General features: G+C 64.3%; 13 protein-coding genes. 7 read left to right on the top strand and 6 right to left on the bottom strand.

Features of this window, described 5'->3' with window-relative positions:
* The first annotated feature begins 26 nt into the window (after positions 1-26).
* On the top strand, positions 27-905 hold the full coding sequence (locus AB5K84_RS10380; protein WP_011089827.1) for an SUMF1/EgtB/PvdO family nonheme iron enzyme: 879 nt from the start codon (positions 27-29) through the stop codon (positions 903-905).
* Positions 906-1,000: 95 nt separating this feature from the next.
* On the opposite strand, the gene AB5K84_RS10375 is transcribed toward AB5K84_RS10380, so the two are convergent.
* Genes AB5K84_RS10375 through AB5K84_RS10365 form a run of 3 tightly spaced genes read right to left on the bottom strand, consistent with a single transcriptional unit; the run spans position 1,001 to position 3,033 of the window.
* Positions 1,001-1,636: a GNAT family N-acetyltransferase gene (locus AB5K84_RS10375; RefSeq protein WP_011089828.1), complete on the bottom strand. Its 636-nt coding sequence runs from the start codon at positions 1,634-1,636 to the stop codon at positions 1,001-1,003.
* Positions 1,637-1,658: 22 nt separating this feature from the next.
* Positions 1,659-2,309 carry a 3-oxoacid CoA-transferase subunit B gene (locus AB5K84_RS10370; RefSeq protein WP_011089829.1) on the bottom strand — a complete coding sequence of 217 codons (651 nt, stop codon included), beginning with the start codon at positions 2,307-2,309 and terminating at the stop codon, positions 1,659-1,661.
* 16 nt (positions 2,310-2,325) lie between these two features.
* On the bottom strand, positions 2,326-3,033 hold the full coding sequence (locus tag AB5K84_RS10365) for a CoA transferase subunit A (RefSeq protein ID WP_011089830.1): 708 nt from the start codon (positions 3,031-3,033) through the stop codon (positions 2,326-2,328).
* Positions 3,034-3,336: 303 nt separating this feature from the next.
* Between AB5K84_RS10365 and AB5K84_RS10360 the strand changes: the two genes are divergently transcribed.
* Positions 3,337-5,265: an AsmA family protein gene (locus AB5K84_RS10360; protein ID WP_063921541.1), complete on the top strand. Its 1,929-nt coding sequence runs from the start codon at positions 3,337-3,339 to the stop codon at positions 5,263-5,265.
* A gap of 26 nt (positions 5,266-5,291) precedes the next feature.
* Here AB5K84_RS10360 and dctA read toward each other — a convergent pair whose 3' ends face one another.
* Positions 5,292-6,671, bottom strand: coding sequence for a C4-dicarboxylate transporter DctA (dctA, locus tag AB5K84_RS10355; RefSeq protein WP_085966829.1), 1,380 nt, complete (start codon positions 6,669-6,671; stop codon positions 5,292-5,294).
* Between the two features lie 54 nt (positions 6,672-6,725).
* Positions 6,726-7,799 (bottom strand): 4-oxalomesaconate tautomerase, encoded by a 1,074-nt coding sequence (locus AB5K84_RS10350; protein ID WP_028173037.1) that lies wholly within the window; start codon positions 7,797-7,799, stop codon positions 6,726-6,728.
* A 104-nt stretch (positions 7,800-7,903) separates the two neighbouring features.
* Between AB5K84_RS10350 and AB5K84_RS10345 the strand changes: the two genes are divergently transcribed.
* From AB5K84_RS10345 to AB5K84_RS10325, 5 genes are all read left to right on the top strand, one after another.
* Entirely contained in the window at positions 7,904-8,875 is a 972-nt protein-coding gene (locus AB5K84_RS10345) for a LysR family transcriptional regulator (protein ID WP_011089835.1), read from the top strand.
* Positions 8,876-9,287: 412 nt separating this feature from the next.
* A complete protein-coding gene (locus AB5K84_RS10340) occupies positions 9,288-10,673 on the top strand; it encodes an ABC transporter substrate-binding protein (RefSeq protein WP_011089836.1) in 1,386 nt (461 codons plus the stop codon).
* Positions 10,674-10,768: 95 nt separating this feature from the next.
* Positions 10,769-11,641, top strand: a complete 873-nt coding sequence (locus AB5K84_RS10335) for a carbohydrate ABC transporter permease (protein WP_011089837.1) — start codon at positions 10,769-10,771, stop codon at positions 11,639-11,641.
* A complete protein-coding gene (locus AB5K84_RS10330; RefSeq protein WP_011089838.1) occupies positions 11,638-12,489 on the top strand; it encodes a carbohydrate ABC transporter permease in 852 nt (283 codons plus the stop codon). Before AB5K84_RS10335 ends, AB5K84_RS10330 begins: the two co-directional genes overlap by 4 nt.
* Positions 12,490-12,553: 64 nt before the next feature.
* Positions 12,554-13,594: a hypothetical protein gene (locus AB5K84_RS10325; RefSeq protein ID WP_236842130.1), complete on the top strand. Its 1,041-nt coding sequence runs from the start codon at positions 12,554-12,556 to the stop codon at positions 13,592-13,594.
* Here AB5K84_RS10325 and AB5K84_RS10320 read toward each other — a convergent pair.
* Positions 13,527-14,339: an ABC transporter permease gene (locus AB5K84_RS10320; RefSeq protein ID WP_011089840.1), complete on the bottom strand. Its 813-nt coding sequence runs from the start codon at positions 14,337-14,339 to the stop codon at positions 13,527-13,529. The genes AB5K84_RS10325 and AB5K84_RS10320 overlap by 68 nt on opposite strands.
* Positions 14,340-14,342: the final 3 nt, after the last annotated feature.

Here is a 14,342-nt window from a genome sequence, read left to right as displayed (position 1 = left end):
GCCCCTTCTTCCTTTCGGGGGACGACATGCTGATCGCATTCAAGCTGAAACTGGTCCTGGCTTGCGCGGCCGGACTCGCAGGACCGATCGCGGTGGCGCCGCTGGTCTCGGACATGGCGGTCCGCGGCACGGCGACGGAGCCCGCGATCGTCGAGATCGCGCCGGGCAATCTGTCCTATCGCGAGGCGGGCGATTTCACGCGGGGCGGGCAGCAGGCGGAAGCGCCGCTGCGCGCGATGCGGTTCACGAGGCCGCTGCACGTCATGCGGCATCAGGTTTCGTCATCCGACTACCAGCTTTGCGTGCAGGACGGCGCTTGCCGCGCTCTCGATCGTGACGTGGCGATCGCCACAGATCGCCCCGCGGTGCAGGTGAGCTGGCACGACGCACAGGCCTATGCGGGCTGGCTCTCGCACCGGACCGGCAAGACGTGGCGCCTGCCGAGCGATGCGGAATGGGCGTTTGCGGCGGGCTCGCGCTTCAAGGACGATGGCGCGCCGGTGGACGCGGACAATCCTTCGAAGCGCTGGATCAGCCGCTATGAGCGGGAATCCGAACGGGACCTTTCCGACACGACGGCCTATGCGTTCGGCAAATTTGGCGCGAACGAGCACGGCATCGAAGATCTCGCCGGCAACGTCTGGGAGTGGACCTCGACCTGCTTCGTGCGCTCGCGGACCGACGCGGCCGGCAATGCCGGCCGGGCGACCGTGAATTGCGGCGTGCGCATCGCGGAAGGCGCCCACCGCGCCTATGTCACCGATTTCATCCGCGACGCCCGCGCTGGCGGCTGCGCGCAGGGCGTGCCGCCCGCCAATCTCGGCTTCCGCCTGGTGCGCGAGGAGCCGTCGTGGGTCGCGAGCGTGTCGGCGCGGTGGAGCAAGACGTGGGCGGCGAGGTCGTAGCCGCCCTCCTGGCGTCATTGCCCGCGAAGGCGGGCAATCCGGTATTCCAGGCCTACGCGGAGCATGACAGTGTCGAATGCGGAGACCAAGCGCGCTTAAATCGCGCGCGTAAACATGCGAAATCCCGGTGCACCGATGATCGCCTCGAAAGCGGGATCACGCTTCTCCTCCGCAAAGACAAAACCGGCCTTGGCGTAGGCGCGTTCAGCGGGCACGTTGCCGATCAGGAACGAGATCGTCGCCCGTCGAAACCCAGCCGCCCCCCCCTGATCCAGCGCATGCGCGATCAGTGCCTGCACGAGGCCGCGGCCGCCATATGCAGGATCGATTGCGACATGCTCGATCATCCAATCGCCCTCGCCGCCTTGAACCCAGCAGCCGCGCGCATAGCCACCGCGCTGGCGGATCGCTTCCAGCTCCGACGCGGCGAGCCCGATCGCGGCTGCGACTTCCTCGATCGCGCGCCAGGCCGCAGGACCGGTGCCGGCCGCTGGCACGGCGCATAGCGCCGCGCCCGGCGCACCATCAATCTCGGCAATCCAATACTGCGAGACATGCCACATCGACACCGCGCGCGTGGCCGCGACGCGCGCGATGAAATCGAGGCATTCCGCTTCCGGCCAGCCGAGCGCGACGTCGAACCAGCCGCGCGGCCGGTAGCCACGCATCGATCGCAGGATGGTTTGAGCGATGAAACCGGCGTCTTCGGGACGCGCAGACCGTATCGTCATGCGCGCCCCCTCTGCGACGACCTTACGTGTTCTTCAGCGCGACGCGGAATTCGGCCTCGGTCTTGGCCTTGACCTCGTCGAGCGAGACGCCGTCGGCGAGCTCGATCAGCGCCATGCCGCCGTCGCCGTGCTTGTCGATGGTGAAGACGGCGAGATCAGTGACGACCATGTCGACCACGCGCTCGCCGGTCAGCGGCAAATTGCACTTCTTCAGGAGCTTCGAGCCGTCCTTGGCGGAATGCTCCATCACCACGACGACGCGCTTGACGCCGGCGACGAGATCCATCGCGCCGCCCATGCCCTTGACCATCTTGCCGGGGATCATCCAGTTGGCAAGATCGCCGTTCTGGGCCACCTGCATGGCGCCGAGGATCGACAGATCCATGTGGCCGCCGCGGATCATGCCGAAGGAATCCGCGCTCGAGAAATACGAGGTCGAGGGCAGCTCGCTCACGGTCTGCTTGCCGGCATTGATGAGGTCGGCATCCACCTCGTCCTCATAGGGGAACGGGCCCATGCCGAGCATGCCGTTCTCGCTCTGGAGGCTGACGTCGACACCATCGGGGATGAAGTTCGAGACCAGCGTCGGGATGCCGATGCCGAGATTGACGTAGTAGCCGTCACGCAGTTCCTTGGCGGCGCGCGCAGCCATCTGTTCACGGGTCCAGGCCATGTGAGTCTCCTGACGCTTAAGCGGCGGTGCGCGGGCGGGTGTTGCGGAATTCGATGCGCTTCTTGGCCGTGCCGACCTCGACGATGCGCTTCACGAAAATGCCGGGCGTGTGGATGTGGTCGGGATTGAGTTCACCGGCCGGAACCAGATGCTCGACCTCGGCCACGGTGATCTTGGCGGCGGTCGCCATCATCGGGTTAAAGTTGCGCGCGGTCTTGCGGTAAATGAGGTTGCCGGCGGTATCGCCCTTCCAGGCGTGCACGATGGCGAGGTCGGCGAACAGGCCGCGCTCCATCAGGTACTTCTCGCCGTCGAACTCCTTCACTTCCTTGCCTTCGGCGATCAGCGTGCCGACGCCGGTCTTGGTGTAGAAGGCCGGGATTCCGGCGCCGCCGGCGCGGATGCGTTCGGCCAGCGTGCCCTGCGGGTTGAATTCGAGTTCCAGCTCACCGGCGAGGAACTGCTGGGCGAACAGCTTGTTCTCGCCGACATAGGACGAGATCATCTTCTTGATCTGCCGGGTTTCCAGCAGGCGGCTGAGCCCGATGCCGTCGACGCCGGCATTGTTGGAGACGACCGTCAGCCCCTTGACGCCGGACTCGCGGATCGCGTCCGACAGCTCCTCGGCGATGCCGCAGAGGCCGAAGCCGCCCGACATGATCATCATGTTGTCTTTCAAAATGCCGTCGAGAGCCGACTTGGCGTCGGGATAGACCTTGTTCATGCAAAAACCTCGACTGAACCTTCGGCTTGCGGGCGTCGCGCCTTATTGGCGGCGATTATTAGGCGAAATCGTCCGAAGCCGTCAATGATACGGGGTTCTCCGCTCCGCGGGGCGGTGGTAGAAGCTGCCCACGCCGTGGGCAGGATCGTCCCCGGCCTTGAAAGCGACAAGAAAACCCATCAAGTTGCGGCACTTAACATAACAGGACTTGTGACGTAACAAGGCTTGGGCGTGGGGCGCGCGGGTTTCCCGGCCCGCCCCTTTGGCTCCAACGACCAACCCGATCAGGACACGCCATTGACCATGGCCCAAGGAATGAAGCGCCTCGGGACGCCGATCGCGGCGCTGCTCGGCGTCGCGCTGATCGCCCTGATCGCGACCTCCTGGCTCATCAACCGCGACGCGCTGCGCAAGGCCGTGGAAGCGCAGATCCGCGACGTCACCGGGCTCGAGCTCAGTGTCGCAGGCCCCATCGACATCTCGGTGCTGCCGGCGAGCTACATCTCCTTCCATGACGTCGGCCTGAAGGGCGGCGGCACCAGCGACCCCGCGCTCCGTGTCGACGTACTCACCGCCAATCTGCGGCTACTGCCGCTGCTGCTGCAACGGTTCGAGATCGCCGACCTGACGCTGCTGCGGCCGCGCATCCATGTCAGCCTGAAGCCGGACGGCGAGAGCAACTGGACGCCCTTCATCCAGACCATTGCGCGCACCATGAAGCCCGGCGCCGAAAATCAGGTCTCGTTCTCCGAGATCCGGATCCAGGACGGCGTGCTCAATTACGAGGACGCCGCCACGCACGCCACCGAGCAGTTCGACGACATCGACCTGTCGCTGGCCTGGCCCTCGATCTCGCGCTCCTTCGCCGCGACCGGCCAGTTCGACTGGCGCGGCGAACGCGTCGACGGCTCGATCAGCTTCGCCGACTTCGTCGCCGCCCTCTCCGGCGACCGTTCCGGCCTGAAGGCGCGGATCGCCAGCGCCCCGCTCAAGCTCGCCTTCGACGGCAGCGTCGCCAACCGCACCAGCCCGATGATGGAAGGCACGCTCACGATCGACAGCCCGTCCTTGCGCAACGCGCTGCGCTGGACCGGCCAGCCGCAGCCCGGCAGCGGCGGCTTCGGCCGTTTCGCGCTGAAGGCGCGCGCCAATGTCGTCGGCGCCTCGATCGCGCTTACCAACGTCAATGTCGAGCTCGACGGCAACGCCGCCGAGGGCGTCATGACCTACGCCAACAACGGCCGGCAGACGCTCCAGGCGACGCTCGCCGCCGACGCGCTCGACTTCACGCCTTATATCTCGACCTTCCGCCTGCTCGCGAGTGGCGCGCGCGACTGGAACAGGCAGCTGTTCGATCTCAACGGGCTCTCGACCACCGACCTCGACATGCGCCTGTCGGCGGCGCGGCTGACGGTCGGGCCGTCGAAGCTCGGCCGCACCGCGATCGGCGCCAATTTGCGCAACGGCACGCTGGCGCTCTCGGTGGGCGAGGCCCAGGTCTATGGCGGTATCGCCAAGGGCTCGTTCGGCATCGCGCGCGCCGACACCGTCGCCGATATCAAGGCGCAATTCCAGTTCACCGACGTCGACCTCCAGGCCTGCGCCTCCGAACTGTTCGGCCTCAACAAGCTGTCCGGCCGCGGCAACATCAACGTCTCCCTCGTTGCCTCCGGCTCGAGCCCGTTCGGCCTCGTGCAGTCGCTCGATGGCAGCGCCACCGTCACCGGGCATGACGGCGCGATCTCGGGCTTCAATGCCGAACAGCTCCTGAAGCGGCTGGAGCGCCGGCCGCTGTCCGGTGGCGGCAATTTCCGCAACGGCTCGACGCCTTACGACAATCTCACCATCGCGGTGAAATTCTCCGACGGGGTCGCCACCGCCGAGGACATCCGCGTCGAAGGACCGGCGGCGAAGATCACGATGACCGGCACCGCCTCGGTGCCGACGCGCGAATACGACATGAAGGGCGTGGCGAGCCTCAACAGCGCCTCGGGCTTCGAATTGCCCTTCGTGGTGCAGGGCCCCTGGGATGATCCCCTGATCTTTCCCGATCCGGAAAGCCTGATCCGCCGCTCGCCCGCGTCCGCGCCCCTGCTCGACATGCTCAAGGACCGCAAGGCGGGCGACGCCGTGCGCTCCGCGATCGAGCGCATCACCGGCACCGCCAAGCGTCCCGCCCCGGCAGACTCGCCGACGGCGGAGAACGCCAAGGAAAACGCCAAGTCCAACTAGAGTGATCGGCGTCGCTCTCTTCGGGTTCAAGCGGCCGATTGCGTCGTCGAAATCCAGCTCTCGTTCTCCTGCACCACGGTTGCTCCGCCGATCGCCGTCCCCGCCCCGACCTCGCGCGTGACGCTCTGCCCCAGTTCACGGGCCAATACTTCGCGATCACAGGCATCCTCCCACAGCGAAATAGTGATGGCCGCGACACAGTTGCTGATCATGCTGGTCAGCGCCCGCGCTTCCGACATGAAGCGGTCGATGCCGACGAGCAGCGCCACGCCGGTCACGGGCAGATCCGGCATGACGGAGAGGGTCGCGACAAGCGCAACGAAGCCGCTGCCGGTGACACCTGCCGCCCCTTTGGACGTCAGCAGCATCAGGCCGAGCATCGCCGCGATCTGCCCCCACGACAGATGAATGTCGCAGGCTTGCGCGATGAAGATGGACGCCAGGGTGAGGTAAATGGCGCTGCCGTCCAGATTGAAGGAATAGCCCAACGGCAACACGAGCCCTGACACGCCTTTCCGGCATCCGAGCTGCTCCAGCTTGCGCAGCGCGCCCGGCAGCGCCGGCTCCGACGACGACGTGCCGAGCACGATCAGCAGCTCTTCTTTGAAGTAGCGGATCGTCTTCCACAGGCTGAAGCCGTTCAGCCGCGCCAGCGTCCCAAGCACGACGACCACGAAGACAGAGCAGGCGATATAGAAGGTCAGAATCAGCAGTCCGAGCGAGCCGATCGATCGGATGCCGTAGCGCCCCACGGTGAACGCCATGGCCCCAAAGGCACCGAGCGGAGCGAGCTTCATGATGAAGCCGAAGGACACAAACAGCACTTGTGAGAACGACTCGACCGCTTTCGTCACCACAACGCCGCCATCGCCGGCACGGCTCAGGCCAAAGGCGATCAGGATGGAGACGAGCAACACCGGCAGCACTTCGCCATCGGCGAACGCTCCAAAGAAGGAGTGCGGGATGATGTGCAGCATGAAGTCCGCAAATCCGGTCGCACCTGCCTGCTTGGTAAATTTCGCGGCCACCGACGGATCCAGCGTATTGACGGACACATGCATGCCAACGCCCGGCTGGATCTGTGACACGGCGATCAGCCCGGCCAGCAACGCGAGCACGGTCAGCAGGTAGAACAGCGCCATGGATTTCACCAGCGCGCGGCCGACCTCGCGGGAATCGCTGATGCTGTTGATGCCGCTCACGATGGTGCAGAATACGATCGGCGCGATCATCATCTTGACCAGCTTGACGAAGCCGTCGCCAAAGGGCTTCAGCGCGGCGCCGAATTCGGGCCAGAAATGGCCCGTGAAGACACCCAGCATGAGACCGATCAGCACCTGGACGTAGAGAATCCGGTAGAACGGCTTTCGCGGCTCGCTGCTCGCGGACCCAGCCGTCGCTCGCATCTGCATTCTCGTTTCTCCCTTGTGTTATTCTTGAGGTTTAAAAGCAGCCCGGCTTCAGGCCGCCAGCACCAAATGAGGCACGTGCGATCGACGGGCGAAGACGTGGCCCTCGAAGATTCGCCGGGCCGTCCGCAGCACCCGGGCAACCGGGCCGGGCTCCAGCCGAACCACGAGCTGGCCGGAGGGATGGGCGAGGGTGATCGGCACCGGCGGCGCCAATGGTCCGACCATCTCTGCCGCGATCGTCCCGGGCGTGACGCATGCCGTCGCGATCGCGACAGCGCCGGTCACCGCCAGCGCGTTATGGCAGTCATGCGGCATGAAATACCTGGTGCTCAACGTCGCCTCGCCTCCGCGCGCAATCAGAACCGGCTTCGGAATCACCATTGTCGCGGAATTTGGAAAGCCCATCCGGCATCCGGCCTCGATGCGCAAAGTTTCGAGGCGCGCGCGAAAGCCTCCGTCGGCGAAGTCCGAGGGAGCCTCACGGCCGGTCCACCCCAGATCCGCCGCGCGGACCAGCATAACGGGCATCGCCGCGTCGATGCAGGTCACATCGATCCCTTCGATGCGATCGACCGGTCGTCCGGTGGGCAGGAGACGACCAGTGCTTGCGCCGGCCGCGTCGGGGAACGACAGCTCGATCGGCGCGGCCGTTCCCGGTACGCCGTCGATCCGCGCCTCGCCGTCGTAAGTCACGCGCCCTGCGGGGGTCGGAACGGTCGCGTCAATCAGCTTGCCGGTGTTAACATTGTGGATCCGCACATGGGTGCGATCCGCGGCGGCGGCGACCAGGCCGGCTTCGATTGCGAATGGCCCCACCCCCGCGAGCATGTTTCCGCAGTTCGGGGAGGTATCGACGATGCCTTCACGAACACGCACCTGGGCGAACAGGTAGTCGACATCGGCGCCTGGCACCGATGCCGGTCCAACGATCGCGACCTTGTTGATAACGGCATTGCCGCCGCCGATCCCGTCGATTCCAAGATCGTGCCCCCCTCCCATCACAGATAGCAGGATCGCGTCGCGCAGTTTGGGGTCGGCCGGAAGATCGCGGGCCAGGAAGAACGGCCCGCGCGAGGTGCCCCCACGCATGACCACACAGGGAATGGCAATCTGATCGTTCATGGAGCTGTTCCGTTCGCGACAACTTCGCTCGATCCGGAGCATCCCTCGACAGAACTCTTTTGTGAAATGCAAATATCCGATGTATTATTCCGATTATCGATACAATGGAGCTTGCCATGAACGCAGAACTTCTCGACCTCAAGGCGTTCATCACCGTGGCGGAGACGGGAAGCTTCGTGCGCACCGCCAGGGCGCTGAACCTGTCGCAGCCGGCGCTGAGCCGACGCATTCAGAAGCTGGAAGAAAGCCTCGGTGCGCCGCTGCTCGAACGCTCGACGCGTCACGTCAATCTCACCATGACCGGCCGTGATTTCCTGCCGAAGGTGCGCCGCCTCATCGACGAGTTCGAGACCTCGGTGCTCGCCATCCACGATATCGGCGCGCGAAGTTCGGGCCTGGTCTCGGTGGCTGCGGTGCCGACAGCGGTGTTCTACTTCCTGCCGCGTGCGATCGGCCGGTTTGCCGAAACGTATCCACGCATTCGCATCCGGATTCTGGACATCGGTGCCAATGAAGGATTGGAAGCGGTCGCGCGCGGAGAAGCCGACTTCGGCATCAATTTCATCGGTGCTTCGCATGCCGAGATCGAATTCGAGAAACTGGTTGAGGACCCCTTCGTCCTGGCCTGCCGTCATGACCATCCGTTGGCATCGCGCAAACGGGTCAGCTGGTCAGAGATTGTGTCACACCGGGTCATCACCGTCGGTCGCAACAGCGGCAATCGCGCGCTGATCGACAATGCGCTCGCGCGACACGGCCTGCAGCTGAACTGGTCCTATGAGGTCGCTCACCTCTCCGGTTCGCTTGGCCTCGTCGAAGCGGGACTCGGCATCGCGGTGCTGCCGAAGCTTGCGACGCCCGCCGCCGGTCACCCCATCATTCACACCGTTCGGTTGATCGAGCCGGAGGTGTCGCGGACGATCGGAATCGTGCGCAGGCGCGGGACCACACTATCTCCTCACGCGAGCCAGTTTCTCAAGATGCTTCTCGAGGCGTGGCACACGCCTTCCGGGACGCGCGGGCAAGACAAGCCGAAGCCCCGATCCGCTCAGGCAAACTCGATTCGGCGGGCCTGAAGAGGAAACGCTAATAGGTCGGCAGCGCAGCGCTGCAAGACCGTTCCCCTGTCGAACCGGAAGTTCCTCGGATCAGCCCCGCCGTGTTTTCAGAGGCATTTTGCGTCCTCCGGCCGCAGCACCATAGTGTGGCCAGCCGACTGCGTTGCGTTCAGTCCTCATACCGCTTACAAGGCCGGGCTTCGCCAGTCGCGAGCAGGTACGGATGCACATGGTCAGGCGATCAGAACGCAGAACCCGAATTGATTGCCGCTAATTGATGCGGCGATTGGATCGATGCGCACGTTAATCATCTCCACAGGCGCCGTTCCCACGACCTAGGTCTGACAACATGCCGCTAGATCGGCTGACGGCCATGCGCTAGTGTTTTATACGACCGGTTAAAAACACCGGCCGTTTGAGGGAGAAAAACGTGAGATCCAAGGTTATTGGCGCAGTCACACTGGCGGTCGCTGCGGCCGGGCTGTTCGCAGCCGCTGCACCCGCATTTGCGCAGCAGAAGACGATTACGGTCTGGTGGGGCAAGGGCTTCTACCGCTCCGAAGACGACGCGCTGATCGAGACGATCAAGAAGTTCGAAGCCAAGACCGGCATCAAGGTCGAATTGTCGCAGTACGCGATTCAGGACATGATTCCGAAGACGGTCGCCGCGCTCGATGCCGGCACCGTGCCCGATGTTGCCTATTCCGACTCTTATGACGTGCAGGCGCAGGGCAAGTGGGCCTATGAGGGCAAGCTCGAGGACCTCACCGATGTCATGGAGCCGATCAAGGATCGGTTCGTGCAGAACACGCTGGATGCGTCGATCCTCTATAACGACGTTACCAAGAAGAAGGCCTATTACGGCTTCCCGCTGAAGCAGCAGAGCATGCACGTCCAGATCTGGAACGACATGCTGGAGAAGGCCGGCTTCAAGCTCGCCGACATCCCGACCGACTGGGAAGGCTACTGGTCGTTCTGGTGCGACAAGGTGCAGCCGGGGATCCGCAAGGCCACCGGCCAGCGCATCTACGCCGTCGGCCAGCCGATGGGCGTGGAATCCACCGACGCCTTCCAGTCGTTCTACACCTTCATGGACGCCTACCACGTCAAGCTGGTCGACGACGACGGCAAGCTGCTGGTCGACGATCCCAAGGTTCGCGAGAACCTGATCAAGGCGATGAAGGACTACACCGACACCTACATCAAGGGCTGCACCCCGCCCTCGTCCACGACCTGGAAGGACCCGGACAACAACGTCGCCTTCCACAACAAGACCATCGTGATGACCCACAACTTCACGATCTCGATCGCGGCGAAGTGGTACGAGGACTCCCAGAACCAGGCGCTTACGCCCGAGCAGCGCGAGGCCGGCAAGAAGGCCTATGAGCAGGACATCGTCACGGCGTCCTTCCCGAAGGCGCCTGACGGGTCGACCATCCGCTACCGCTCCGACGTCAAGACCGGGCTGGTCTTCACCGCGGCCAAGAACAAGGCCGAGGCCAAGCAGTTCATCAGCTTCCTGCTCCAGGAAGACAACGTCCGTCCCTATATCGAGGGCGCGCTCGGCCGCTGGTTCCCGGTGACCAAGGAAAGCCAGGCCAGCCCGTTCTGGCAGGCCGACAAGCACCGCAAGGCGGTCTACGCCCAGTTCACCGGCGGCACCGCCGCGTTCGACTTCACCAAGAACTGGAAGTTCACGATCCTCAACAACGAGAACGTGTGGGCCAAGGCGATGAACCGGGTCGTCAGCGAGAAGGTCCCGGTCGACAAGGCCGTCGACGAACTGATCGCCCGCATCAAGCAGGTCGCGGGTTAATTCATCCTTTCCCTCTCCCCGCTTTGCGGGGAGAGGTATAAGAACAACACCGGCCGCGTTTCGCGGCCGGCATCTCTTTGAAGAGTCCGAAAAGAATGGCGATCACGCTCTCTGGCGATCAGGCAATCCCCGCGCCGCCCTTGTCGTCGCGGCTGACCCCGGCGCAGGCCTGGGGCATCGCGCTGCTCGCGCCCTATCTGCTGGTTTTCCTCGCCTTCGTCGTCTATCCCGTCTGCTACGGGCTGTGGCTGGCGCGGGCGCCGGCGAACTATGTCGCGCTCTACAACGACCCGATCTTCGCGCGCGCCGCGGTCAACACGCTGATCTTCCTGGTCATCGGCATCAACATCAAGATGCTGATCGCGCTGTTCCTGTCCGGCTTCTTCGCCCAGCAGCGCACCTGGATCAAATGGCTCTCGGTGATCTTCATCCTGCCCTGGGCGGTGCCGTCGATCCCGACCATCCTGTCCGTGCGCTTCATGCTCAATCCCGAATGGGGCGTGATCAACCACCTCATCTTCTCGTTCACCGGTGACGACGGCCCGAACTGGCTGAACGACCCGACGGTGGCGCTGACCATGGCGATCGGCGTCCACATCTGGAAGTCGCTGCCGTTCTGGACGCTGATCCTGATCACCGGACGCCTTGCGATACCGCACGATCTGTTCGAGGCCGCCGAGGTGGACGGCGCGAGCTGGTGGCAGAAGTTCCGCTTCATCACCTGGCCGTCGATGCAGACGCTCTACATCACCTGCACGCTGCTTTCGATGATCTGGACGCTCGGCGATTTCAACAGCGTCTACCTCCTCACCGGCGGTGGCCCGGCCGACCTCACGCATGTGCTGGCGACGCTCGGCATCCGCTATCTCCGGCTCGACCAGCTCTCGCTGGCAATGGCATCGATCGTCTGTGCGATGCCGTTCGTCCTGCCGCTCGTGTACTTCATGATGAAACGGTTGTCGCGATGAAGCTTCCCTCCTTACGCGAAGTCGCGACCGAAGCGCGGTTGCTGCTGATCGGCATTCCCGTCTTCATCTGGACGATGGTGCCGATCTATCACATGTTCCTGTTCGCGATCTCCCCGAAGGAGGACGCGTTCTCGGGCAAGCTCTGGCCCGACCATCCGACGCTGCACAACTTCGAGATCGTGTTCAAGCAGCAGCACTACTTCCTGCGCGACTTCTATGTGCAGTTCTGGAACTCGCTGGTGATCGCGGCGTCGGTCGGCGTGCTGACGCTGTTCATCGCCACCGCCGCCGCGTTCTCGATCTCGCGGCTGCGGGTGCCCGGTGGGCGCATCGTGATGAACCTGGCGCTCTTCACCTATTTCATCCCCGCGGCGTTCCTCGCCGTTCCGATGTACCGCACCATGGGTAATTACGGCCTCCTGAACAATCACTGGTCGCTGATCCTGGCCATGGTGACGATCGCCAGCCCTTACGCGATCTGGGTGCTGAAGCAGGCCTCCGACAAGCTGCCGGTCGAGCTGGATGAAGCCGCCGTGATGGACGGCGCGACGACGCTCCAGATCTTCCGGCTGGTCTATCTGCCGCTGATGATGCCCTCACTGGTCGCGATCGGCACCTATGCGGTGCTGCTGGCCTGGAACGAATATCTCTACGCGTTCCTGCTGCTCTCCAACGACCGCGAGATCACGCTGCCCGTCGCGCTCGGCAACTTCCTCGCCGCCGACGATTCGCCGTGGGAGCTGTTGATGACCACCGGCTTCATCTACGCGCTGCCACCGGCCGCGATCTACTACGCCTTCCGCCGCTACATGGTCGGCGGGCTCACCGCGGGTGCAGTGAAGTCCTGACGCGACAGGACGCATCCGGTCGCCGCAAGCAGTACGTTCGAGCGACAACGTGGACAATTGAAGATTGTCCACGCCTGCTCTAACCTCGAAGCCCTGTCACGGGCTCGTCATCATGCGCGGCAACGACGCGATCCATCTCGGCCTGATGCTGCTCGCGCTCGCGGCAGCCTATCTGGTGCCGTTCGAGCTGTTGCTGCTGGCCTATGTCGTGCTCGGCCCGGCGCATTATTTCACCGAGATATCCTGGCTGCATGACCGCAGCTACTATCTGCCTCACCGCGGGATTGCCGTAGCCCTGGCAATCGTCGCCGTGGTCGCGGCGCTGATCGACAACGCCTCGTGGTTCGGCTTCGCGATGTGGGGCGCGCTGATCGTCTGCGCCATGCTGGCGGCGACCACATCCGCGGTCGAGAGCATGCTGCTGTTCATGGCGGCGATCGCCCTGTCCGCGATCATGTATTCGAGCGGATCGTCGCTCGCCGTGATCGGCATCCTGATCCCGACGCTCGTTCACGTCTCGCTGTTCACGCTGATCTTCATGGTGCTCGGCGCCTATCGGTCCGGCAGCCGCGTGCAGGCCACGCTGGTGGTCGTCTACCTCGCCGCAATTGCCACGATCCTGCTGCTGCCGCAGACCGCCGAAATCCGGATCGCGAGCTTTGCCCGGGTCGGCCAGGATTATTTCGGCAATGTCGGCCCGGCTCTCGGCCGGCTGTTCGGTGTGCCCGGCCTCGTCCTCGACACCAGGCTGACCAGCCTGCTCGCCTTCGTCTACACCTATCACTACCTCAACTGGTTCATCAAAGCCGACGTGATCCGCTGGACCGAGGTGCCGAAGGCCCGGCTGGCGGCGATGGCCGCCGCCAGCGCTGCATCCACCGCGCTTTATTTCTACGACTATGCGTTCGGCTTCACCTTCCTGCTGGCGCTGAGCCTGATCCACATCCTGCTCGAGTTTCCGCTCGACAGCCTCGCGCTGCGCCAGCTCGGCGCCGCAATACAAGGCTCGGCGCGTGGATGGCACGCTGCACGAACGGCTACAGCGGCGCCGCGCTCTCGCCCTGCGAGCTCGACAGCTTCGAAGCGAGCGAAGCAATCACGATGACCACCGCGATCAGGCCGATCACCAGCGTGCAGATCGCGTTGATCTCGGGCTTCACGCCAAGGCGCACCTCGGAATAGATCCGGATCGGCAAGGTTGCCGAGCCCGGACCGGTGGTGAAGCTCGCGATCACGAGATCATCGAGCGACAGCGTGAAGGCCAGCATCCAGCCGGCGACGATCGCGGGCGCGATCAACGGCAGCGTGACGGCCGCGAACGCGCACACCGGATTGCAGCCGAGGTCCATCGCCGCCTCTTCCAGCGAGCGGTCCAGCGAGCCGAGGCGGGACTGCACGACCACGGCGACGAAGCACATCGTCAGCGTGGTATGGGCGATCGTCACCGTCCAGAAGCCGCGCTCGGCGTTCAGCGCGACGAACAAGAGCAGCAGCGACAATCCGGTGATCACCTCCGGCATCACCAGCGGCGCATAGAGCATGCCGGAGAACAGTGTCCGGCCGCGGAACCTCTCGCCGCGCGACAGCGCCACTGCGGCGAGCGTGCCGAGCAGCGTGGCGATGCTCGCCGAGGAGACCGCGACCCGCAGGCTCATCCAGGCCGCCTCGATCATCGCGCGGTCATTGAAGAACTCGTGATACCAGCGCAGCGACCAGCCGCCCCACACCGTCACCAGCCGCGAGGCGTTGAAGGAATAGATGACGAGAATGAGGATCGGCAGATAGAGGAACGCCAGCCCCAGCGCGAGCGAGGCGATATTGAAGCGGGACAGGCGAGAGACCTTGCGCATCGG

This window comes from Bradyrhizobium sp. 1200_D9_N1_1 (assembly GCF_052075915.1).
GTDB lineage: Bacteria > Pseudomonadota > Alphaproteobacteria > Rhizobiales > Xanthobacteraceae > Bradyrhizobium > Bradyrhizobium diazoefficiens.
The sequence above is the reverse complement of the archived record's forward strand: the minus strand, read 5'-3'. Positions and strand labels throughout refer to the sequence as shown.

Bases quoted from the DNA above. Each gene is read 5' to 3' on its own strand.
- AB5K84_RS10320 (WP_011089840.1), bottom strand. From the start codon at position 14,339: ATGCGCAAGGTCTCTCGCCTGTCCCGCTTCAATATCGCCTCGCTCGCG.
- AB5K84_RS10360 (WP_063921541.1), top strand. From the start codon at position 3,337: ATGGCCCAAGGAATGAAGCGCCTCGGGACGCCGATCGCGGCGCTGCTC.
- AB5K84_RS10330 (WP_011089838.1), top strand. From the start codon at position 11,638: ATGAAGCTTCCCTCCTTACGCGAAGTCGCGACCGAAGCGCGGTTGCTG.
- AB5K84_RS10350 (WP_028173037.1), bottom strand. From the start codon at position 7,799: ATGAACGATCAGATTGCCATTCCCTGTGTGGTCATGCGTGGGGGCACC.
- AB5K84_RS10380 (WP_011089827.1), top strand. From the start codon at position 27: ATGCTGATCGCATTCAAGCTGAAACTGGTCCTGGCTTGCGCGGCCGGA.
- AB5K84_RS10375 (WP_011089828.1), bottom strand. From the start codon at position 1,636: ATGACGATACGGTCTGCGCGTCCCGAAGACGCCGGTTTCATCGCTCAA.
- AB5K84_RS10365 (WP_011089830.1), bottom strand. From the start codon at position 3,033: ATGAACAAGGTCTATCCCGACGCCAAGTCGGCTCTCGACGGCATTTTG.
- dctA (WP_085966829.1), bottom strand. From the start codon at position 6,671: ATGCGAGCGACGGCTGGGTCCGCGAGCAGCGAGCCGCGAAAGCCGTTC.
- AB5K84_RS10345 (WP_011089835.1), top strand. From the start codon at position 7,904: ATGGAGCTTGCCATGAACGCAGAACTTCTCGACCTCAAGGCGTTCATC.
- AB5K84_RS10370 (WP_011089829.1), bottom strand. From the start codon at position 2,309: ATGGCCTGGACCCGTGAACAGATGGCTGCGCGCGCCGCCAAGGAACTG.
- AB5K84_RS10335 (WP_011089837.1), top strand. From the start codon at position 10,769: ATGGCGATCACGCTCTCTGGCGATCAGGCAATCCCCGCGCCGCCCTTG.